Here is a 21,229-nt window from a genome sequence, read left to right as displayed (position 1 = left end):
GGGATAGCATGAAGAAAGCTGTAACTGTCGCGATTGTTGTAATCATTACCGTTACTGCTGGATGGCTAGTCAAGGAACTATTGAGCGGGGGTCCCCCTTCACCGACGATTCAAGCTGGCAAGGTTAAAGTTGCTGTGTTACAGGGCTCCTATTGCTGGACCGAAATGTTCCGATCAGAATGTGCAGATATGGCATCTCCTCCGATGATGGTAAAACATGAAGGCGTTAAGCCTGTGGTCGTTTCACCAGAAGCTCAACTGACAATAAGTTTCGGGAATAAACCGAATGAAGACACATTAGGCGCGAATATCTGGTTGGGTGAGAATGGTCCGAAACAAGCTAACCTCAACAGAAACGTTCTGACTGCGCCTAAGGAAAAAGGTGTGTACATCTATGACATCCATGCGGGATGGAACAAGGGCGGTTCGAGCTATGTGTTTGTAATTGAGGTTCAATAGTAATTAAAATGGACAGTAAGAACGTCTATTGACGAAAGCGGTTTCAATCGATATATTAAATATAAATCGTAACGTTTATATCTAAAATTGTACATAACAAACAAAAAAACAGGGTGGAATAGTCATTAATGCTACTATATCTTCATAGGTAGTAACTTTTTTTGCTTTTTTTCGAAACGTTTCGATCACGGCGAAGGCTCTTATCATTCATTATGTGTTCTATTACAGCATGTAAAGGAGAATTGCAATGAAGAATGAAAGCGTTAGCACGAAAAGGATATTACTAGTATGCATTACGGGGATGATCGTGCTTTCTCTTGTGTTGATACCCATTCTGTCGCAACCAGCTGAATCAGTTCAATCGTTACCAAAGCAAGCAGCACTGTTGTCTGGCGATGAGGAGATGCTGGAAGAAGAGACTCGCAAGTCATTTGATTTTTTCTGGAATGAGGCGAATACAGATCCGAATAGCGATGGATATGGACTGATTCGTGACCGTGCTCCCGGCAATCCGAGTATGAGCAGTGTAGCTTCGATTGGCTATGGGATGTCGGCGATTGTGATCGGAGCAGAGCGCGGATATATTACGAAGGAACAAGCAGAAGAGCGCATACTGGGAACACTTGATACAATGCTGACCAAGGCGGAGCAGGTTAATGGCTTCTTCTATCATTTTTTAGATATGGATACAGCGCAGCGCTTCGGAAATAGCGAAGTATCGGTTATCGATACGGCCATTTTTATAAGTGGAGCTATCTCGGCGGGTGAATATTTTGGCGAGGAGGTCAAAGAGAAGGCTGAGCAGCTCTACAAGAATGTGGACTGGGAATGGTATCGCAATAAAGACACGAACCAGTTCTATATGGGGTATTCTCCGGAAAATGGATTCTCGGGAGCGTGGGACTTTTACGGTGAGCAGTTTATGCTGTACTTTCTTGGAGCAGCTTCACCAACGCATCCTGTAAATCGTGATATGTTCTATGATTTCATTCGGGATACTGCGTCGTATGGTCAATATCCGCCATTTATTCATTCTTGGTTCGGATCAATCTTTACTCATCAATTCTCTTACGCATGGTTCGATCTTCGCTATAAGATTGATGATGAAAATGTAAACTGGTGGGATAACTCCGTTATTGCGACGAAGACAAGCCGTCAATTCAGCATCGATCAAGCGGAGCAGTTCAAGACGTTTGGACCGAATTCATGGGGATTAACGGCATCTGATGGTCCAAATGGTTATCAGGGCCGTTACGGCTCGGCGCCGACTGGCTTTAACAATGATCAGCATTTGGTCGATGGAACGGTTCCTCCGGCTGGCGCGATCGGGTCGATCGTATTTGCGCCAGATGATGTGCTCGCTGCCATGCGTCACTTTAACTCGATTCCGGAATTGAAAGGCCAATATGGCTTTCAGGACTCCTATAACTTAGATGTTACTCCTGCCTACTATGGAGAGGATGTTATCGGAATTGATAAAGGTATTTCGATAATTATGATCGAGAACTATCGCACAGGGCTCATATGGGATCTAATGAACCAGAATAAGTACATTCAGGCCGGGATGAAGATGGTTGGACTGACAGAGCTAGGTACTGAAGTTGTAGATGATTATGAAGGCAACCGAAATCATGACGGCTGGCAGATGAATACATCCGATCAAGTGTATACGCTGCAAGAATCGAATGAGGAATCATATACGGGCTTAAAGTCGATGAAAGTCGAATACGATAAGAAGAATGCCGCCTCGTCTTACTTTAATGTTCAATTCGATCAGGTCGACTTCAGCGATATGGATGAGCTAAACTTTAATGTGAAAGGCAAAGTCAAGCTGTTAGTTAAACTTGAAGGCGAATCGGGCAATAGCATCGAGAAAAAGTTTAGTTCAAAAGGTGACAAATGGAACCCGTTCGTATGGGAGTTCTCTAAGGAAGAGAAGGCAAAGCTAGGTACGATGAACACATTGATATTCATTGCCCAGCCTGGAGAAGAACAGGTTCAAGGAACCTTTTACATGGATGATATCCAGTTTGCGTCCAATCGTCCGCTAGGCACGAATCCATTGGTTGAAGGTAAAGTTACTGTAGGCGAGGAGTTAACGGGGACATATACTTATATCGATATGAATGGAAGTCCAGAGGGCAAGACGCGCTATCAGTGGTTATCCGCATCGGATAAGTATGGTGAATATACTGAGATTGCTGGAGCGAATGCCAGCAGCTATACAGTTACAGCAGAAGACAAAGGAATGCATCTGAAAGTCGCGATCACACCTGTTAATCGTGAAGGCATTGAAGGTGAAACATTAGAGAGTCCTGCTAATGGTCCGGTGGTGGAGTCATAAGTTAAAATGAGTACCTGGCGGGGGAATATCCGATCCCTCGCTAGTTTACACATGTCATCATTGAGAATATTGCCGAGGAAATAATATTTCATGGAAATAACTGGGCAACCAACCTCTGAATCATCCCTAAATATACAAGTTTCGCTATAACTCGGCCGCAGATTCTGCGGCTTTTTTTGTTGAGTATCTGATCAGTAAGACAGTAATGATCGGGAATACTCCCCTCACGAGAAATTTTTACTCGTTTCATATTAATACCGACACCAACGGACAAATTATTTTGCTCGAATACGCTATTATATGGTAATCAAGCATAGGTGGTGGTCTGAATGTTTCCTGTGTCTTCAACTCCCTCCTTTCGCGCAGCTTTTTTTTGGCGGCACTTTATCAATTATTTTATGTTGATCTTTATTCCGGTGATTGTCGCCAGTATACTCGTGCATCTTCTAGTCGTCAGCTTGATTGAAGAGGATGCTAAGAAGCTGAATAACATGATGATTAGCAAATTTACGGAGCAAGCGGATACAGAATTCAATAGGCTGAAGACGAATATGATTAACATGCTCAGCAACTCCAACATTCGAAGTCTGTTGAGCGCAGTGGAGGATAAGAATCAGGATCCCTTCCAACGCGCTGAGCTGATTCAAACTCTTCGAGAGCAGCTGAACAAGCTGCAATCGGAAGCACTAGTGTCCAAAGCGTATTTGTACTTTGTACATCATGACCTTGTGATTGATGCCGAAATCTATACGGACAAATCCTATTATTTTAACCATTCATATCCACTGACCGAACAACAGCAAACGTCTCTACAGACGAACTTTATGGGTAAGAAGATGATGAGCTTCTTAGAGCAGCAGGGTACAATCATTCCCGCCGTGACAAGCTATCCTTTCAATACCAATTCCCCAGATGTGTATCTCGTCGTTAATGTTCAGCATGATAAGCTTCAGGAGCTCATTCGCATTCAGCAGGAATGGGTCATGGGAACCGCTATCGTCGGCACCCAAGGGCAAGTTCTAAGCAGAGCCGGTCTGGATCCGCAAGAGATCAACATGCTGAATATGATTCCCAGCCAAGACTTCAATGACAGCAAGGAAACGAAGTATATGATCAATGGTGACAATGCGCTGCTAGTCGTTCCATCCGGATTCGATGATGCTTGGCATTATCTGAGTATCATAGACCAGCAGCTGCTAATGAAGCCTGCGGATATGACCAGAATGATCATCTGGCTATTCCTTGCCTTCTTCCTCATGGTGGGGAGCATCGTATCGTATATGTTGAGCCGCCTCATCTATCGGCCGATCATGGAGATCCAAGAGAACTTGAAGTCCCATCGCCCTGCCGCTAGTCAGATGAGTGCAAGAGAGAATGAATTTGATGTCATTAATCGCTTCTCCCGGTTGCTCGTTATCGAGAATAAGCAGTTATCTCAACTGATCAACGGCATGCTGCCTATCGTTCAGGAGCACTTTATCGCGAAGATGCTGCAGGGCCAATACCGGGATGAGCTGTCGATCGAAACGTATGCGAAGGAGATCGGATTCACGTACAGCAAGAAAGCGATGCGCACCGTTCTGTGCATTGCCTTTCATTACAGCGCGGAATACGAAGCTCTCTCCGAATCCTCGAGATCGTTTCTGATGGCGGAGCTTAAGGAGCGCATTCATCAGCTGTTTCCCGCGACGATCTGGTTCTGCCAGACGAAGCCGGATACGCTGGCTTGTGTCGTCCATCAAGATCCGATCCTCCATCTGACCTCGATGGAGGACGCGAACCTATTGAAGATGGCGCTGCAGCTATACAGCACCTATTTCAAAGCGTCGATCGGCATCGGTCGAAACGTGCATACCATCGAAGACCTGCATCAGTCGTATGAGACTGCGATGTCTGCGCTCCAGTTGCGGAGGCTTCATTCAGACATTGAGATCTGCACCGCCAGCACAGAGGTTGATTCTGTCCCGTGCGATACCTTCTTATCTGTGCAGGAGGTAACGCATATGCTGAACCAATACAAGACACGCGAGTATAACAAGCTGCTTCAGCATGTATACGATGTGATTGATGAGGGCGTTCACATGAATGCGACAGTCATCCAGATGAAGCAATTGTGCACGGATATCCTGAATACGTGGATTCGCGCGGTTGAAGTTGACCGCAAGGATTTCAATGTGTCCTTCTATGCGGACATGTATCAGAAGCTGAATCGAAGCATCACGGGTGATGAGCTCAAGGCGTGCTTCGCCGATATTCACAAACACCTATTTCCGACAGCAGAGTTCGGAGACAAGGCCAAGAAATTCAACGATATTCTGACGTACATTCACGAGCACTATGATGAGGAGCTGTCGATCGATTATTTTGCGGAGACCTTGAATATGTCAGTAGGACACTTTAGCCGCACATTCAAGGAAGAAGTCGGCGAGAAATATGTGGATTACATCGCGAAATACAGATTGATGAGAGCGAAAGAGATGCTGCTGACCACGGACTGGAAGATTGACGATATTGCTGAAAAGGTAGGCTATTGGGGACGTAATTCATTTATCCGCATGTTCCGCAGATATGAGGGGATCACCCCTGCTCAATACCGTGGTATTCATCAGTAGCCAGCGAGAGACTTCAATATTTTCTGAAGTCTCTTTTTTTTCCTGAATGCGTCTTTTTCCTATATCCCGCAAGGCTGCAAGAAATGCTTCCTCACACAAATAAGTACGCTTTACGCTCCAATAACGGCTGCCTATAGTTAGACCTACGGCGTTCCATCCGCCGTAAATACGCTGCGAAGAGGAGGGGAGGTTGTGTCAAGAAGTTCTCGCTTCTGGTATGTATTGAAACGTCATAGAGCGCTGTATCTGCTCATGCTTCCTGGGATCTTGTACTACATCATTTTCAGATATGCGCCGATGTATGGGATCGTTATCGCGTTTCAGGATTATTCAGTAGGTCGGGGCATATTGGACAGCAAGTTTGTCGGACTTAAGCATTTCATCGAGTTCTTCTATGTGACCCCAGATGCCTGGAAGCTGATTCGCAATACGGTGTTGCTGAATGTGTATGACTTATTGTTTCATTTCCCAGCACCCATTGTACTGGCGATCCTGTTCCATGAGATTCGGGGTAAATTTTTTAAGAGACTGGTACAATCCATCAGCTATATGCCCCACTTCCTGTCCACGGTCGTTATTGCCGGGATTCTGGTCACCTTTCTCTCGCCGACCACAGGTGTCATTAATCATCTTCTCGTGAAAATATTCGGTATGGAGCCCATCATGTTTCTAGGGATGCCGGAATGGTTCCGGACGATTTACGTCGGTTCGGAGATATGGCAGAAGGTTGGCTGGGGAACGATTCTCTACCTTGCAGCGATCGCAGGGATCGATCCTACCTTATACGAAGCGGCCAAGATGGACGGGGCCAATCGGTTTCAGCAGATTCGTCACATCACGCTTATGGGCATGCTGCCTGTCATGATCATTCTGTTTGTGCTTACACTCGGTAATTTCATGGAGATCGGGTTCCAGAAAATATTGCTTTTGTACAACTCTATGAACTATGAGACCTCAGATGTCATTAATACGTTTGTTTATCGGCGCGGTATTCTGGATGCGGACTTTAGCTTTGCCACGGCCGTCGGACTGTTCCAATCCCTAATCGGACTTATTCTAGTCGTAACAGCAAACCGCATCGTTCGAAAATACTCGGAGACCAGTCTATGGTGAAAGGCGGGCGGATATGAAGATCAAAGAAAGCGTTGGATCGCGGCTGTTTGACATCCTTAATTATTGCTTCTTGATCCTATTTATCATTGTCATGGTCTATCCGATGATCTATGTATTCTCCGCCTCGATCTCCAACAATGCGCTGGTGGCAAGAGGAGATGTGCTGCTATGGCCGAAGGATATCACTTGGATCGCCTATGAACAATTAATCTATAACCCGGATCTATGGATCAGCTACTGGAATACAATTCGCTATACAGTTCTTCATGTTGTGCTTACTTTAATCGCAACTGCGGCCATGGCTTATCCACTGTCGAAGAAGTGGCTGCCTGGACGCCGAATCATATTGATGCTGGCTGCATTTACCTTGCTGTTCAGCGGCGGAATGATTCCCACCTTCCTCGTGGTACAGCAGTTGGGCCTATTGAATACGATCTGGGCTATGGTCCTTCCGACATTGATCAGCACTTGGTATTTATTCATCATGCGAACCTTCTTCGAGGCGCTTCCTGCTGAATTGGAGGATGCGGCGACGATAGACGGATGCAGTACCTTGCAAGTGTTGACTCGAGTCGTCATGCCGCTATCGATGCCTGTTCTCGTGACGATCGGCTTGTTCACTGCCGTTAACCAATGGAATGCCTTCTTCGATGCGCTGATTTACCTTAGCGACCGCAATATGTATCCGCTGCAGATTATGCTCCGCAACATATTGATAGCTGGAACGAATGTGCAGGGCGAAGGCGATCTGACCTACCTGGAGACGTTGAAGTACGCCATGATTGTGATCGCGACGTTGCCTATTTTGTGCGTATATCCGTTTTTGCAGAAGTATTTTATTCAAGGCACCATGATTGGCGGAATCAAAGGATAGTTATAGATTCAAGGAATCTATCGCTATATCGTGTGTGGTACTTATCTAAAAAAGGGAGGTAGTAGCGTGAAGAGAAAATATGTTGCGATGATTCTAACCGCATGCTTGCTAATCGGTGTGCTTGCAGCAGGATGTTCAGGTAAGGGCTCTGATAGTGGAGACGGGGGCTCTAAGAAGCCGATAACGTTCACTTGGCTCGTGTATGATCGGACCGAGGGCAAGGTTCGCACGGATTGGGATATATTCAAGGAGATTAAGGACAAGACAGGCGTATCGGTCGACTTCCAGGTGGTCAGTCAGGAAGGACTCGCTGAGAAGAAACAGATCATGATCGCGACGAACACCGCGACAGACTTCATTCAGGTTACCACGCAGGAAGGCAGAGAACACGGGCCAGACAAGATATTCCTTAACTTAAATGATTATCTGGATAAAGCTCCGAACATCAAGAGCTTCTTCGATAAATATCCTGAAGCCAAAGCGGTAGCCACAGGAGCGGACGGCGGCATCTATATGGTTCCCGTAATCGAAGGGGATGCCGAAGGCAAGGGCTTCAACTTCATCTGGTACAGCCGCAAAGATCTGATGACGAAGTACGGCTTGAAGGCGCCGACGACGCTGGATGAATTCTATCAGTTCCTGAAGCAGTTCAAGGAGAAGGAGCCGAATTCCTATCCGCTTACGGCGAATGCTATAGTGGGCGATACGGGGATCTATACTACGTTCGGAAGAATATTTACGGGTATTCACGGATTCTATAATATCGATCCGACGACAGACAAATACGCGTTCGCGCCATACCATGACGGCTACAAGGATTCTCTCTTATTCTTGAATAAGCTGTACACGGAGAAGCTGCTAGATCCAGAATATTCGCTGATCACGCAAGCCCAGTGGGAAGAACGCATTCTAACAGGCAAGTCGCTTGTCACTTATTTCTGGAAGGCGGATCTGGAATCGCTTACCGCGAAGGCTCACAAGGCTGGGACAGCCGACTTTGAACTGGATGCTATCCCGCAATTTGCGGCTAACGGCATTAAGAATTATCAGTTCTCGCGTCCGGTCGTAGGCGCAGTAGGCCGCTCGATCTCAGCGAAGGTGAAGGATAAGGATCGGGCTGTTCAGTTCCTCGACTATCTGGTAAGCGATGAAGGCTCGAAATACCTTTCGCTGGGTATTGAAGGCAAGACATATACGATGGAGGACGGCAAGCCGGTCTATATGAAGGAATTCGGAACTTCTCCATTCACCGTGCTGCGCAAGGATTGGGGCGTATGGTATGACATGATCACCTTGGATAACGCCAGATCCCGTGAAGTATGGGAACGCGGCCTGAGCGATAAGAGCAAGGATATCAATGCAAGATACGCTGAGTACATCATTCCAGCGCCGAAGCAGATCGTGAAGACGGATGAAGAGCTGGAGCTTGAGAAGTCGAAGCTGACGAACTTGAACAAATTCCTAGAGCAGAAGCTGACAGAATTCGTAACGGGCAAGGTGCCAATTAATGATAAGACGTATCAAGAATTTATCGATCAAGCGAAGAAGCTCGGCTCTGATGAATTGCTGAACATGTACAACACAGCTTATACACGGACATATGGCGGCAAATAGTTGGGAGGGAGTACGTTGACGGAAGTTTTCAAGATCATCGATGCCGATATCCATAATGAGCAGGAGGATTCGGCTCTGGTGCCGTATCTGCCGGAGCCGTGGCGCTCACGTGTTGCAGCATCCGGTATCGGATATTCGGGATCGGGGTATTACTCTCCGATCGGAGTGATGAAGAAGGACGCCATACCTCCAGGCGGGGGCAGGGCGGGGTCAGACCCTGACCTGATGATCAAGCAGCTCATAGAGAAATACAATCTGGAGTATGCGATTCTGACGGGAGTTGTCTACAACATATCGTCAACGCATGATCCTGATTATGCGGCGGCGATCTGCTCCGCGTATAACGACTTTCTGATCGCGGAGTGGCTTGGCAAGCACCCTGCGTTCAAGGGAGCGATCGCCGTCTCCACGCTCGATCCGGCGCAGGCAGCGCGCGAGATTGACCGGGTCGGCGGTCACCCCGACGTCGTGGAGGTGATTATCTCCAGCGCGGCCCGCATGCCGCTTGGACATCGGTTCTACCATCCGATCTATGAGGCGGCTGAACGCAACGGTCTACCCATCGCGATTCATCCGGGCGCGGAGGGAGGCGGAAGCTCAACGGCGCCGACCGCCGCCGGTTACCCCGCGAGGTACATCGAGTGGCATACCTGCCTCGCGCAGATGTTTATGGCGCATCTGGTGAGCATCGTGACCGAAGGCGTGTTCGTCAAGTACCCGCGCCTGAAAATGGTGCTGGTCGAAGGTGGTGTGGCGTGGCTCCCGCCGCTCATGTGGCGGCTGGACAAAAATTATAAGGCGCTGCGCTCCACGGTTCCGTGGCTGAAGAGGCTGCCGAGCGAATATGTTCGCGATCACTGCTACCTCACGACGCAGCCGATTGAGGAACCGGATAATCCGCAGCATCTGATCGATCTGTTCAATATGTTCGACGCGGAGAATATTCTGCTCTATTCCAGCGACTATCCGCATTGGGACTTCGACGCGCCAGATCAGATCCTGCGCAAGATGAGGCCGGAAGGAAGACGCAAGGTATTCTATGAAAACGCGAAGAAGCTGTACAATCTCTAATGCCGGAGGCGAAGGGCTAATATGGCGGTTCATATGGTGCTGAATGAGGCTGATATCCCGGAGGGCGGACGTGTAGTCGTTCAGGTGGAAGGCAGAGAGATCGGTATCTATCGCATCGACGGGGAGTATTTTGCGCTGAACAATTATTGTCCTCACCAAGGCGCTCCTCTCTGCACTGGCTATGTGTCGGGAACGAATCTTCCTTCTTCTGTGTACGAATATGATTACGCTCGAAAGGGCGAGATTGTCCGCTGCCCTTGGCACGGCTGGGAATTCGACATCAAGACGGGGAAGTCCTTATTCAGCGACAGGGTACGGGTCAAGACGTACGAGGTTGAGGTACGGGACGGCAAGATCGGCGTTATATTCGGAAAATGAATTCCATAGTCTCATCACGAGCCAGCTTGATGAAGGGCTGCTCTCGAGTAGGTCTTCTATTCGGGGGCGGCCTTTTACGCTGCTGTGAGGGGGCCGGACGCAGCTTGCACGCGGACACAGGAGCCCTTATTTGCTTGAAAGTGGCCCATTTGGCAGGTTACACGGACACACGATCCGTTATTTGTGAACAATCCGCTGTAATCAGCTGCACAAACCACAAATAACGGCCCTACGGTCCGCCAAACTGCGAATAGCCCCCATTTTGGCGCAAATAACGTCCGTACGGTCCGTTCGCGACTTGTGCGGCTGCCTGGTTTGCCGATTGCCCAGTTGTGCGTAATCGTCGCAGCCTGCTCGCGGACACAGGAGCCCTTATTTGCTTAAAAGTGGCCCATTCGGCAGGCTAAGCGGACATACGATCCGTTATGTGTGAACAATCCGCTGTAATCAGCTGCTTCAACCGCAAATAACGGCTCTACAGTCCGCCAACCAGCTAATATCCCCCATTTTCGTGCAAATAACGTCCGTACGGTCCGCTCGCGAATTGTGCTGCTGTCTGGTTTGCCGATTGCCCAGTTGTGCATTATCGTCGCAGCCTGCTCGCGGACACAGGAGCCCTTATTTGCTTGAAAATGGCCCATTTGGAAGGTTACACGGACACACGATCCGTTATTTGTGAACAATCAGCCCAAATCAGCCGCTTCAACCACAAATAACGGCCCTACGGTCCGCTAAACCGCAAATGCCCCCCATTTTGGCGCAAATAACGTCCGTACGGTCCGCTCGCGACCTGTGCGATTGCCTAGGTTGCCGGTTGCCCAGTTGTGCGAAATCGTCGCAGCCTGCTCGCGGACACAGGAGCCCTTATTTGCTTGAAAGTGGCCCATTTGGCAGGTCACACGGACACACGATCCGTTATGTGTGAACAATCCGCTGTAATCAGCTGCTTCAACCACAAATAACGGCTCTACGGTCCGCTAAACCGCATATGCCCCCCCATTTTCGCGCAAATAACGTCCGTACGGTCCGCTTGAGAACTGCATGGTTGTTCGCTTATGGTTCGATCACTGGATAAGCAGACTGTACCTAAGAGATTTCGTCATATGACCATGTTGATCAACATTAACATAATTATGGAATTATTAGAAAGGAATACTATCGGGGTTATCGAATAGATAAGAGTCGAGAGTTGATCTTCTATATGATAAGGGAGAGGGATGATAATATGGTGACGAAGAACATGGCGCATATGCATTGTGAGATTACGACGAGAGAGGTTCAATTGGTTGGGCAGAGTATTACAGCTAATTTTCCGCAATCATTTCCCGATGCAGCGATTCTGATCCAGAAACAGTTCAAAGATCGCCGAGATGAGATACCGAATGCGGTGGATAAACAAGTCCTATTCTCCCCTTATATGTGCAATGGAATCTTCGCGACTTATTTTGCATGCCTTGAAGTAGAAGATCTGAACTCCGTGCCGGAGGGAATGATAGGCTTCAAGCTGCCTGCCATGGAGTATGCAAAGGTGAACTGCACGAACAAGTCCATAGGTGAAGCATATACGAAAATATTCGAATGGATGAACGAGAACGGATATAGACAGAAGTTTCTTGATAACTCTTGCCCGATCGAGATATTTTACTATGAAGAAAATGGTGAAGAAGAGTTTGTTGAGATCTTAATTCCGATACAGAAGAAATGATTTCTATTTATAGCAGGGTGCAGTGCAAAATCAATACGCAAATAGGATAAGGAGTCGAGCATGACACCACCTCAGCGAGTGCATATTATAGGCGCAACAGGAAGCGGGAAGACAACATCCGCTATGATGTTATCTAAGGAACTGGGACTACCCGTATATGAGCTGGATAACGTCATGTGGAGCAGTTCCGTTGAATTTTCCGGCAAGAATCCGCCTGAAATCAGAGATGAGATGCTGTCCAACATCGTATCGCAGCAGAGCTGGGTCGTCGAAGGCGTCTACTATAAATGGGTTGCGACGAGCTTGGAAGAAGCGGATCTAATCATCTATATCGATACGCCAGTCTATATTAGAGATGTTAGAATCGTGAAGCGGTTCGTGAAGCAACGGCTTCGAATCGAGCGATCCAATTACAAGCAGACTCTCAATGGGCTCTGGAAAATGCTTCAATGGAATCATAAATACGATAAAGTAGATAAAGAGAAGATTATGCAGCTGCTAGAGCGTTATCAGGAAAAGGTTGTGCTGCTGAAGCATAATAAAGACTTGATGAAGGCCATTCCATAATGGTGTGCCCGCTAAGCAGTTGGATGCAGAAATGAGAAGGTGATCATTGTGAAATCATATTCGATTAGACCAGTAACTACTGAGGACGTACCTTTTTTGTGGGATATGCTGTATGAATCCATGCACGTTTCAGAAGGCCAGGAACCATTTAGCCGAGATATACTTAACGATCCTTATATATCAAAGTATATGGATGGGTGGGGAAGAGAAGGAGATCTGGGCTACATAGCAGTCAATGATGAGGACCAGCCTGTTGGGTCTATTACCGCGCGGTATTTTACGGAGGATAACCAAGGTTTTGGTTATGTCGCTGACGATGTACCCGAACTAGGTATGGCATTATTGCCGGAATATAGAGGATGCGGGATTGGAACTGCTCTGATGCAGCGGCTAATCCAAGAGCTGAAGGTGCAGGGAGTTAAGGAACTGTCGTTGAGCGTAGCACCAGATAATCTGGCGGCGGTTAAGCTGTATCAGCGCTTCGGATTTCAAGAAGTGGGTATGGTCGGCACATCCATTACGATGGTAACCAAGCTCTAGCGAAAGGGAAGAGGTTATGACAGGAATGAAGCATAAGCTGAATCAGGAAAATGACCTCCCGCATGGCTTGGCGAAGCCCGCGCTGCGCGCGCTCTCGAACTCAGGACTCAGTAGTCTGGAGCAGCTATCACAGATTCGCGAGTCAGAGCTCAAGCAATTGCATGGCATCGGTCCCAAGGCGGTTGAACTGCTTCGCCAAGCTCTGGCAGCGAGAGGGTTAAAGTTCTCAGATGAATAAGATCGCGCTGGGAGACTAGCGATTCCTTGTTCATGAAGTACGGCTATTCATAGGAGGGGTAATGCATGAAGCTTGCAGAAGCGTTAGTTCTACGCGCGGATTGTCAAAAGAAGATTGCCCAGATTAAGCAAAGATTAGAGAGAGTTGTCAAGGTTCAAGAAGGGGAGGTTCCCGCAGAAGAGCCTAATGCCTTGATCACTGAGCTTGAGTGTACAGTCAACGAACTGACCAGCTGGATTCGAAAGATTAATAAGTCGAATGCACTGACCGCATTCAATGACGAGCTAAGCATCGCTGATGCTCTGGCAGAACGAGATAAGCTTATGCAGCAGCGCAAAATCTTACATGATCTCTTGGAACAGGCAACGATTAAGCAGGATCGGTACACCCGATCAGAAGTTAAATACTATAGAACGATTGATGTCGCAAGCATTCAGAAGCAGGTCGACGATCTATCCAAGTCATACAGAGAGTTAGACTTTAAGATTCAACAACTGAATTGGACGACAGATCTGATAGAAGAGTAGCCGTGTAGGTAGTCAACCAATAGAAGCGAGCACAACCACCCAACGGGCATGTTGGATCTCATAGGAGAGACGCGGGGCCATGTCAAACAATTATGACACTTTAGCCCAGTAATGTTACAAGAGTGCTTACGCACATAAGTAATATTAACAGCTTATTGTTATTACCACGTGCTGATTTATTGGTCTGGCGAGGGTGGGAATGGGGATTATATGGCTACTATCGTTAAGGCAGGAGGTCGCCAAGTGAATACGATCGTATACGTTGTGAGACACGCTGAGTCTCTGTTCGTTGAGGGCAAGGAGCGGACGCGCGGGTTAACAGATCGCGGATTAGCTGACGCTCTTACCATCAAGTCGATACTTATGAAAGAGAATATTGATCTATTCGTCTCGAGCCCCTACGAGAGGGCCGTTCTAACGATTCAGAATCTGGCGGATGCATGCGGCGCAAGCATCGAAATGTTCGAGGATCTGAGAGAACGAACGATGGGACAGTTCATGGATATTCATTTTTTAGAAGCAAAACGCAAGTTATATACGGACAGAAGCTTTGCATTCGATGGCGGAGAATCAAGCAGCGATGCTCAGCAGCGAGCAGTGATGGTAATGGATCATCTATTGGATGAACATAGAGGCAAGAGCATCGTGATAGGGACGCACGGAGATATTATGACGCTGATGATGAACTATTATAATCAGGCATATGATTTCGAATTCTGGAAGTCTATGACGATGCCAGATATCTATAAGCTGGAGTTTGAAGGTCATGTGTTGAACCAAGTTACTAGGCTGTGGAATGATTAGAGAAGCGGCCAACTCCATATTTGCAATCAAGCAGTGGGGAGTGAACCCCGCTGCTTTTTACTTTTGATCAGGTACTGTCTCATGCGGATCATTTCGAACTTTAGTCAGCATTTCGTCATTGAAATGATAGACGATAAGGGTTAAAGTTAATCAACGTGGAAGCGTTTTATGTCGTGAGAGTAACAGCAATACCAACTTCTTAGTGAACAATAGGAGATAATATGCTAACAACTGCACAACAAAAGGAACTATCACTCAAATTTGAACAGATGAAGCTGCTTGCAGGGGAACGTGAGCAAGAGCTATTTGATGTACTCGACACATGCACAGCTGAAGAAAAGGTTTGTATGCAGTATTTGTACGCGCATATGCCGATCAGCGACATGGCGAATTATGATGGCGATTTATTTTTGAAATTTGTTCGACATGCACTGAAGGTAAGATCGATCATGCCATGGGGCAAAGATATCGAAGATTCGATGTTCTTGAACTATGTTCTACAATACCGGATCAACAATGAAAATGTGGATTTCTACCGAGAACTATTCTTTGAGGAAATATACCCGACGATCAAAGAGATGGACATCCATGAGGCAACGATAGCCGTTAACTACTGGTGCTTGGAGAAGGCGACCTATCAGAGCACGGATATCCGTACAGCGTCTCCATTTACAATCTTGAGAAATGCGTACGGCAGATGCGGAGAAGAGTCTACCCTTGCGGTTGCAGCCTTGCGAAGCGTCGGTATCCCGGCAAGACAATGCTATGCCCCTAGATGGACTCATTGTGACGATAACCATGCTTGGGTAGAAGTGTGGATCGACGGCAGATGGCAGTTCCTCGGCGCATGCGAACCGGAGATGCGCTTGAATACAGGCTGGTTCAGGCTTGCTGCATCGAAGGGAATGCACATTCACAGCAAGGCATTCTCCGATCTCGTAGAAAGAGATGAAATCGTTGCACAGTCTTCCAGATTAACAGAGATCACGATTCTGGATCGCTATGCGGATACGAAGGTGATATCCGTGCGTGTCGTGGATGCAGCAGGCGATCCTGTAGAAGGCGTCAACGTTCGCTTCGAGATCATGAACTACGCAGAATTATTTTCGCTTGCCATCCTGAAGACGAATGAAGCAGGTGAGGTAAGCTTTAGAACCGGATACGGAGATATAGTTGTATTCGCGCATAATGAACGTCACTATGTCATGGAGAAAATGGACACTCGGAAGGCAGACAGCATCGAGCTTGTACTTGATGAGTGCCATCGAGTGCCGACATCGATCGTTGATCTTACACTTGTTCCGCCTGTAGGTGGAGTGGAAGACGAACCGGAGCTGTCAACCGAAGTTGAGCATGAGCAGAAACGGCGCAGCCAAGAAGCAGAGAGCAAGCGGAAGGTTTATGAGGCTACATTCTGCAATGGGGAACGGGCAACAGATTATGCGGCGAAGTACGGTGAGTACGCCGCTGATGCAGCGGCACTGTTGGAGCAATCGCGAGGCAATTATGCTGAGATCATCGCTTTCTTAGAAGATGAGACGACGAATGAGCATCTTGCCTATAAGATAGCGTTGTTGCAGTCCTTGAACAAGAAGGATCTGACTGATATTACGAATCTGATCCTTAGAGATCATTTAATAGCAGCTATGCCATATCTTCAAGCATACGACAACGATATATTTACAGCCTATCTGCTGTGCCCGCGCATCGCGTATGAGGTGATCAGTTCATACCGTTCAGCTATACTAGAAGCCATCTCGGAAGAGCAGCAGCGTTCGTTTAGAGCTGATCCGCAGTCGATTTACCGCTACGTAGATTCGGCGATCAAGACGTGCAATGAGCTTGAATATGAGACGTTAAGCGCTTCTCCTGCAGGCTTGCTTGCGTTGAAGGCTGGCAGCATTTTGTCGAAGAAGCTGCTCTGCGTATCCATTATGAGAACATTAGGCATACCAGCAAGAATTGAAAAGGCTGACGATGTCGTCGAGTATTGGAGTAACGGCGCTTGGGTTATCGTTCCAACATGCCCGAATGAGGCGTATTCTAGATCAGCATCGTTAACGTTGAAGAAGGCAAGCGATGTCAGCTTCGATTATTATCGTAACTACTCAGTCGCCATTCTCGAGGAAGGACACTTCACAACCTTGAACTTTGAAGACAGCGCTTGGTCTGGTGACGAGATTCGCTTTGAGCTGAAGCCGGGCACATATCGCGTGATTACAGCTGATCGTCAAGCGGATGGGACGCTGCATAATAAACTGTATCATGTCCAATTGGAAGCGAACGAACACAAGGCGTTATCCATTGAGCTGGCGGAAGTTAAAGGACTGACGAAAGCGGTGCCAGTGAGGGATTATGAGCTTAAGACGTTGGACGGGAACTCCGTTAAGTTGTCCGAGCTCTTGAATCCGAGCCGCAATATTGTATCCTGGCTGGATGTCAGCGCTGAACCAACCGAGCATCTGCTGAATGAGATCATCGAATCGAAGGACAAGTTCAATTCGCTGAAGCCTGCGACTGTACTTATCTTGAAAGATGCTCAGGATCAGAATGACCCTACCCTTATGAAAACGTTGAAGGAGGTTCCGCATATCCAGCTTGTTGTAGGTGCGAGCGACGATGATATCGATCCACTTTACGATGGCTTTGATATTACGGTTAAGAAGCTCCCATTGGCCGTGATTGTGGAGGAAGAGCTAACTGCGACTTACGGATGGTCTGGGTACAATGTCGGGATCGGCGATATGCTTCTGAAGAATCTGAAGAAGTAGAACGGAACAACATTGAATTGATAATATCAATGGTATACTGGGCGTATTTTTGCTAAGCTTCGCCTTCGGTTGTGCGGCAGACCTGCTGGATTATTTGGGCTCAGATGATAAGGAAGATGTAAGGAAACGTAAAGCAGGTGTCATCGCAATGTTTCTAATAAGTATACCCAGCTTTACATACGGACTTGTACAGCTGTATGTGATCTATAACTAAGGGGCGGTGTGATCAGATGCATATGCGCCAGATTGATCACGCGCTGCAATAAGAATGGACTAACAGTCGGCTATGCTGCTTCAGGCAGCTCGGCCGACTGTTATTTTGTGTGAAGCTGGGCAAGCTAAAGAGAGCAAGCGATACTGTTATTCCTTACACTTCGTCCGCAAGCTCACGGAACGACTTGATCTTTCCGTGCGGATGAGGAGTTTGCTTACGAATCTTGTTCGCATTATCGCGACGGTTCTTAGGAATAGACATTAGGCATTTCTCCTTTGCTCATCTGCATCATTCCTGACGGCTGAGGGCGAACCAGCGCCGAGAATGTATGCTTATAGTGGTCTGGTTGCCTGAGCTCTATCCTCACAAAAGTTTGGTCCTGATTACAGCTATCCGAGACAGAGGGATCATGATCGAAAATCATTCACATTCTATTCGATATGCCGTAGATGCTATCGCTTACTCAGTGTAATATAATACATTCAAGATGTTATATAGTATTATGAATGGAATAATTCATAAAGTAGAGGAGCGATCTATATGAATCCAATAGGCTATCCGCATGATTATTCAGCCAATCCCAAACGATATGATCATATGATTTATAATCGTTGCGGCAAGTCTGGGCTGAAGCTTCCAGCTATTTCACTTGGCCTATGGCACAACTTCGGCGGAGTCGATACATACGAGAATGGCCGTGCGATGCTGCGCCGCGCATTTGATTTGGGAATTACTCATTTTGACTTGGCTAACAATTACGGTCCACCTCCAGGATCTGCTGAAGAAATGTTCGGCAGAATACTCCAAACCGACTTTAAACCTTACCGCGACCAGATGATTATCTCAAGTAAAGCTGGGTATCATATGTGGGAAGGGCCGTACGGCGAGTGGGGATCTAAGAAATATTTGGTGGCGAGCTTGGATCAAAGCTTGAAGCGCATGGGGCTTGATTATGTGGATATATTCTACTCACACCGTCCCGATCCGGATACGCCGCTGGAAGAAACAATGGGTGCTCTGGATCAGATTGTTCGTCAAGGTAAAGCACTTTATATTGGAATATCCAGCTATAGTGCGGAACAGACGGCAGATGCCATACGCATTCTGAAGGATCTGGGAACACCGCTGCTCATCCATCAGCCTAGCTATTCTATGCTGAATCGCTGGATCGAGAACGGTTTACAGGACGTGCTGGAGGACAACGGCGCAGGCAGTATCGCGTTCTGTCCGCTGCAGCAAGGGCTGTTGACGAATCGCTATCTAAACGGGATTCCAGAAGATTCACGCGCGCATAAGACGAGCGGTGCCTTACAAGAGAAGGACGTCAATGAGAAGGTCATTCACAAGGTGCGCGAGCTGAATGAGCTTGCACATCGCCGCGGTCAATCGCTGGCACAGATGTCGCTTGCATGGGTGCTCCGTGGTGGTCGAGTAACATCGGCTCTCATCGGCGCAAGCCGAGTGAGTCAGATCGAGGAGAATGTAAAGGCGCTTGATAACCTGAGCTTTGATGAGCAGGAACTGAACGAGATTGAGCAGATCTTGGCAGACTAACCATATACGAATAGTGAAGTCTCCTCTGGGTGTTTACAGGGGAGACTTCTTTTATTAGCGTCGGAACATCACTATGATGTACATATGAAGTTGCTTCCTGCAGCTCATTTCAGGTAATAATAGAAATAGAATCTTTAGTGAGAAGGGGTGCGCATGATGGATAGCATTCAACCTATACCGGATCATATCGCGCTTAATATGAAATTAATGTTTGTCGGTTATAATCCAAGTATTCGATCTGGAGAAACAGGTCATCATTATGCGAATGCCCGCAACCGCTTCTGGACGATTCTGGAGCAATCAGGCATAACGGAGCGGCGTTACAGTGCGGATGAAGATCAGGATTTATTAGCCCAGGGGATCGGCTTCACGAATATCGTACCACGGCCGACGAGAACTGCCGCCGAGATAACCTCAGAGGAGTATGCGGAAGGAAGCCGAGAGCTCAGACGAAAGATAGAGCTGTTTCGCCCAGAGAGAGTGTGCTTTGTAGGAAAAGGGGTGTACGAGGCATTCAGCGGCAATCGTCACGCAGCATGGGGATTCCAGCCCGATTCTGTAGTTGCAGGGGTTAAAGAGTTCGTGGCTCCTTCTTCGAGCGGTCTCGTGAGAATGAAGCTGGAAGATGTGATATCCATCTACAAGGAGCTGGCGCAAGACTTACGACATAACAAGTAGTGGTAGGACATGAACTCTAAAACATGGTATAGTGTGCGTAACGAAAATTGAAGAGGTGATCGAGCTTGTCGAAATTTTTGGGGTTTTCCTTTCTGTGGTGGTTCTTTGGCAATCCATTAATAGCTATTATCGTAATGCTTCTCATCTTATATTTCATAGATCGTCGTTTTATAGGCTTATCACCAAGTATGATGCGTCCTATTCGGCGTATGCAGCGGATATCGAAGCTCAACCAGGGGCTTAGTGCGAACCCGCACGATACGTCTGCCAAGCTGGAGCTGGCCCATCTTCTGATTGAACGTCGTCATTATAGTGAAGCCCGCAAGTGGCTGGAGCCGCTGCAGGATCGAATGGATCAATCTGCTGAGTATTGGGACGACCTTGGTACCTGTTATCTGTATACAGGTGAGACGGAGCGCGGCGAAGCTGCGATTCGCTACGCACTGCAGATTAATCCGCGAGTAAAGTATGGTCAGCCCTATTTGCGGCTTGCGAAGCACTATGCAGCTATAGACAAGCAGAAGGCGATTGCTCTATTGGAAGAGTTCGGCGGCATTCATTCTTCGTCCTGTGAAGGGTACTATCGGATGGGTATCTTGTATGCAGAGATCGGACGCAAGAAAGATGCGAAGGATGCTTGGGAAGAAACGATACGAATCTACCGTTCTTCACCGAAATATGTAAAACGCAAAGAGCGCGCTTGGATGATTAAGAGCCGCATCAAGTTGTTAACAGCAGGTTAGTTAAGATATTGTAGATAAAAGTTCACACTTCCACTTGATGAAGCGTTTTCTTCAAGGGGTTGGATAGAATATGCAAGGATGAAGCAGTATATATTCATATCCTTGTGATCAGTATTCCAGATGAAGCCTAAAGACCGAAAATGATGAATCCTGCTGTCATTTCTTATTTTCGCAAATTCGCGCTGTTCGTTATACTAATAAACGTTCAATCTGGATCTCATGACAAACAAGGAGCGATAAAATGCATTTATCCGAGACAGCGCGTCGCCAGGAACTGATGAAACGGCATATCCATCAATATTTGATGCAGGATAACCAACAGGGGTTGACGCATCAGGAGCAATATTTACTCAACCATATGATTAAAGAGCTGCACACACAATCACACGAGTCATCCGTACATGCTGCGGATGTAAAATAAATA

At 47.3% G+C, this 21,229-nt stretch carries 23 protein-coding genes; 20 read left to right on the top strand and 3 right to left on the bottom strand.

From position 1 onward, the window contains the following. Positions 1-8 precede the first annotated feature (8 nt). The 8 genes from ACXX53_RS03935 (at position 9) to ACXX53_RS03900 (ending at position 10,464) form a co-directional block, all read left to right on the top strand. A complete protein-coding gene (locus ACXX53_RS03935; RefSeq protein WP_458567278.1) occupies positions 9-458 on the top strand; it encodes a hypothetical protein in 450 nt (149 codons plus the stop codon). A gap of 247 nt (positions 459-705) precedes the next feature. After that, positions 706-2,802 carry a glucoamylase family protein gene (locus tag ACXX53_RS03930; RefSeq protein WP_458567277.1) on the top strand — a complete coding sequence of 699 codons (2,097 nt, stop codon included), beginning with the start codon at positions 706-708 and terminating at the stop codon, positions 2,800-2,802. A 329-nt stretch (positions 2,803-3,131) separates the two neighbouring features. After that, entirely contained in the window at positions 3,132-5,414 is a 2,283-nt protein-coding gene (locus ACXX53_RS03925) for a helix-turn-helix domain-containing protein (protein WP_458567276.1), read from the top strand. Between the two features lie 252 nt (positions 5,415-5,666). Beyond that, the gene (locus ACXX53_RS03920) at positions 5,667-6,527 is read left to right on the top strand and encodes an ABC transporter permease (RefSeq protein ID WP_458567674.1); all 861 of its coding nucleotides are present in this window, start codon (positions 5,667-5,669) and stop codon (positions 6,525-6,527) included. Between the two features lie 13 nt (positions 6,528-6,540). Then, positions 6,541-7,401 carry a carbohydrate ABC transporter permease gene (locus ACXX53_RS03915; protein WP_458567275.1) on the top strand — a complete coding sequence of 287 codons (861 nt, stop codon included), beginning with the start codon at positions 6,541-6,543 and terminating at the stop codon, positions 7,399-7,401. 87 nt (positions 7,402-7,488) lie between these two features. After that, positions 7,489-9,015 carry an extracellular solute-binding protein gene (locus tag ACXX53_RS03910; RefSeq protein WP_458567673.1) on the top strand — a complete coding sequence of 509 codons (1,527 nt, stop codon included), beginning with the start codon at positions 7,489-7,491 and terminating at the stop codon, positions 9,013-9,015. A gap of 15 nt (positions 9,016-9,030) precedes the next feature. Next, positions 9,031-10,086 (top strand): amidohydrolase family protein, encoded by a 1,056-nt coding sequence (locus ACXX53_RS03905; RefSeq protein ID WP_458567274.1) that lies wholly within the window; start codon positions 9,031-9,033, stop codon positions 10,084-10,086. 21 nt (positions 10,087-10,107) lie between these two features. After that, positions 10,108-10,464, top strand: coding sequence for a Rieske (2Fe-2S) protein (locus tag ACXX53_RS03900; RefSeq protein ID WP_458567273.1), 357 nt, complete (start codon positions 10,108-10,110; stop codon positions 10,462-10,464). A 380-nt stretch (positions 10,465-10,844) separates the two neighbouring features. On the opposite strand, the gene ACXX53_RS03895 is transcribed toward ACXX53_RS03900, so the two are convergent. Beyond that, complete coding sequence (locus ACXX53_RS03895; protein ID WP_458567272.1) at positions 10,845-11,105, bottom strand: hypothetical protein; 261 nt, start codon at positions 11,103-11,105, stop codon at positions 10,845-10,847. Between the two features lie 90 nt (positions 11,106-11,195). Beyond that, positions 11,196-11,420, bottom strand: coding sequence for a hypothetical protein (locus tag ACXX53_RS03890; RefSeq protein WP_458567271.1), 225 nt, complete (start codon positions 11,418-11,420; stop codon positions 11,196-11,198). 269 nt (positions 11,421-11,689) lie between these two features. Here ACXX53_RS03890 and ACXX53_RS03885 point away from each other — a divergent pair, with 269 nt between their 5' ends. The 8 genes from ACXX53_RS03885 to ACXX53_RS03850 all read left to right on the top strand — a co-directional run bounded on the left by ACXX53_RS03885 (position 11,690) and on the right by ACXX53_RS03850 (position 17,830). Next, positions 11,690-12,169, top strand: a complete 480-nt coding sequence (locus tag ACXX53_RS03885; protein ID WP_458567270.1) for a GyrI-like domain-containing protein — start codon at positions 11,690-11,692, stop codon at positions 12,167-12,169. Between the two features lie 60 nt (positions 12,170-12,229). Then, the gene (locus ACXX53_RS03880) at positions 12,230-12,736 is read left to right on the top strand and encodes an isopentenyl transferase family protein (RefSeq protein WP_458567269.1); all 507 of its coding nucleotides are present in this window, start codon (positions 12,230-12,232) and stop codon (positions 12,734-12,736) included. Between the two features lie 48 nt (positions 12,737-12,784). Beyond that, positions 12,785-13,276 carry an N-acetyltransferase family protein gene (locus ACXX53_RS03875; RefSeq protein WP_458567268.1) on the top strand — a complete coding sequence of 164 codons (492 nt, stop codon included), beginning with the start codon at positions 12,785-12,787 and terminating at the stop codon, positions 13,274-13,276. 25 nt (positions 13,277-13,301) lie between these two features. Beyond that, the gene (locus tag ACXX53_RS03870; protein WP_458567267.1) at positions 13,302-13,514 is read left to right on the top strand and encodes a hypothetical protein; all 213 of its coding nucleotides are present in this window, start codon (positions 13,302-13,304) and stop codon (positions 13,512-13,514) included. A gap of 65 nt (positions 13,515-13,579) precedes the next feature. Beyond that, entirely contained in the window at positions 13,580-14,041 is a 462-nt protein-coding gene (locus ACXX53_RS03865) for a DIP1984 family protein (protein ID WP_458567266.1), read from the top strand. Between the two features lie 243 nt (positions 14,042-14,284). Continuing rightward, entirely contained in the window at positions 14,285-14,845 is a 561-nt protein-coding gene (locus tag ACXX53_RS03860; RefSeq protein WP_458567265.1) for a histidine phosphatase family protein, read from the top strand. A 221-nt stretch (positions 14,846-15,066) separates the two neighbouring features. After that, positions 15,067-17,616: a transglutaminase-like domain-containing protein gene (locus tag ACXX53_RS03855; RefSeq protein ID WP_458567264.1), complete on the top strand. Its 2,550-nt coding sequence runs from the start codon at positions 15,067-15,069 to the stop codon at positions 17,614-17,616. Positions 17,617-17,665: 49 nt separating this feature from the next. Next, positions 17,666-17,830 (top strand): hypothetical protein, encoded by a 165-nt coding sequence (locus ACXX53_RS03850; protein ID WP_458567263.1) that lies wholly within the window; start codon positions 17,666-17,668, stop codon positions 17,828-17,830. Positions 17,831-17,983: 153 nt separating this feature from the next. On the opposite strand, the gene ACXX53_RS03845 is transcribed toward ACXX53_RS03850, so the two are convergent. After that, entirely contained in the window at positions 17,984-18,091 is a 108-nt protein-coding gene (locus ACXX53_RS03845) for a DUF6254 family protein (protein WP_458567262.1), read from the bottom strand. A gap of 279 nt (positions 18,092-18,370) precedes the next feature. Here ACXX53_RS03845 and mgrA point away from each other — a divergent pair, with 279 nt between their 5' ends. From mgrA to ACXX53_RS03825, 4 genes are all read left to right on the top strand, one after another. Next, on the top strand, positions 18,371-19,384 hold the full coding sequence (gene mgrA, locus ACXX53_RS03840) for an L-glyceraldehyde 3-phosphate reductase (protein WP_458567261.1): 1,014 nt from the start codon (positions 18,371-18,373) through the stop codon (positions 19,382-19,384). Positions 19,385-19,549: 165 nt separating this feature from the next. Beyond that, the gene (locus tag ACXX53_RS03835; protein ID WP_458567672.1) at positions 19,550-20,062 is read left to right on the top strand and encodes a mismatch-specific DNA-glycosylase; all 513 of its coding nucleotides are present in this window, start codon (positions 19,550-19,552) and stop codon (positions 20,060-20,062) included. A gap of 65 nt (positions 20,063-20,127) precedes the next feature. Continuing rightward, positions 20,128-20,805 (top strand): tetratricopeptide repeat protein, encoded by a 678-nt coding sequence (locus ACXX53_RS03830; protein WP_458567260.1) that lies wholly within the window; start codon positions 20,128-20,130, stop codon positions 20,803-20,805. A 241-nt stretch (positions 20,806-21,046) separates the two neighbouring features. Beyond that, complete coding sequence (locus ACXX53_RS03825; protein WP_458567259.1) at positions 21,047-21,226, top strand: hypothetical protein; 180 nt, start codon at positions 21,047-21,049, stop codon at positions 21,224-21,226. Positions 21,227-21,229 lie beyond the last annotated feature (3 nt).

The sequence above is a fragment of the Paenibacillus marinisediminis genome, from assembly GCF_054343325.1.
This window is presented reverse-complemented; position numbering and strand designations above follow the sequence as displayed.

What these genes read in the sequence shown, in the direction of transcription:
- ACXX53_RS03845 (WP_458567262.1), bottom strand. Translation starts at nt 18,091, where the DNA reads ATGTCTATTCCTAAGAACCGTCGCGATAATGCGAACAAGATTCGTAAG.
- ACXX53_RS03880 (WP_458567269.1), top strand. Translation starts at nt 12,230, where the DNA reads ATGACACCACCTCAGCGAGTGCATATTATAGGCGCAACAGGAAGCGGG.
- ACXX53_RS03870 (WP_458567267.1), top strand. Translation starts at nt 13,302, where the DNA reads ATGAAGCATAAGCTGAATCAGGAAAATGACCTCCCGCATGGCTTGGCG.
- ACXX53_RS03915 (WP_458567275.1), top strand. Translation starts at nt 6,541, where the DNA reads ATGAAGATCAAAGAAAGCGTTGGATCGCGGCTGTTTGACATCCTTAAT.
- ACXX53_RS03930 (WP_458567277.1), top strand. Translation starts at nt 706, where the DNA reads ATGAAGAATGAAAGCGTTAGCACGAAAAGGATATTACTAGTATGCATT.
- ACXX53_RS03825 (WP_458567259.1), top strand. Translation starts at nt 21,047, where the DNA reads ATGCATTTATCCGAGACAGCGCGTCGCCAGGAACTGATGAAACGGCAT.
- ACXX53_RS03895 (WP_458567272.1), bottom strand. Translation starts at nt 11,105, where the DNA reads ATGGGCCATTTTCAAGCAAATAAGGGCTCCTGTGTCCGCGAGCAGGCT.
- ACXX53_RS03935 (WP_458567278.1), top strand. Translation starts at nt 9, where the DNA reads ATGAAGAAAGCTGTAACTGTCGCGATTGTTGTAATCATTACCGTTACT.
- ACXX53_RS03910 (WP_458567673.1), top strand. Translation starts at nt 7,489, where the DNA reads ATGATTCTAACCGCATGCTTGCTAATCGGTGTGCTTGCAGCAGGATGT.
- ACXX53_RS03885 (WP_458567270.1), top strand. Translation starts at nt 11,690, where the DNA reads ATGGTGACGAAGAACATGGCGCATATGCATTGTGAGATTACGACGAGA.
- mgrA (WP_458567261.1), top strand. Translation starts at nt 18,371, where the DNA reads ATGAATCCAATAGGCTATCCGCATGATTATTCAGCCAATCCCAAACGA.
- ACXX53_RS03855 (WP_458567264.1), top strand. Translation starts at nt 15,067, where the DNA reads ATGCTAACAACTGCACAACAAAAGGAACTATCACTCAAATTTGAACAG.
- ACXX53_RS03925 (WP_458567276.1), top strand. Translation starts at nt 3,132, where the DNA reads ATGTTTCCTGTGTCTTCAACTCCCTCCTTTCGCGCAGCTTTTTTTTGG.
- ACXX53_RS03865 (WP_458567266.1), top strand. Translation starts at nt 13,580, where the DNA reads ATGAAGCTTGCAGAAGCGTTAGTTCTACGCGCGGATTGTCAAAAGAAG.
- ACXX53_RS03920 (WP_458567674.1), top strand. Translation starts at nt 5,667, where the DNA reads ATGCTTCCTGGGATCTTGTACTACATCATTTTCAGATATGCGCCGATG.
- ACXX53_RS03900 (WP_458567273.1), top strand. Translation starts at nt 10,108, where the DNA reads ATGGCGGTTCATATGGTGCTGAATGAGGCTGATATCCCGGAGGGCGGA.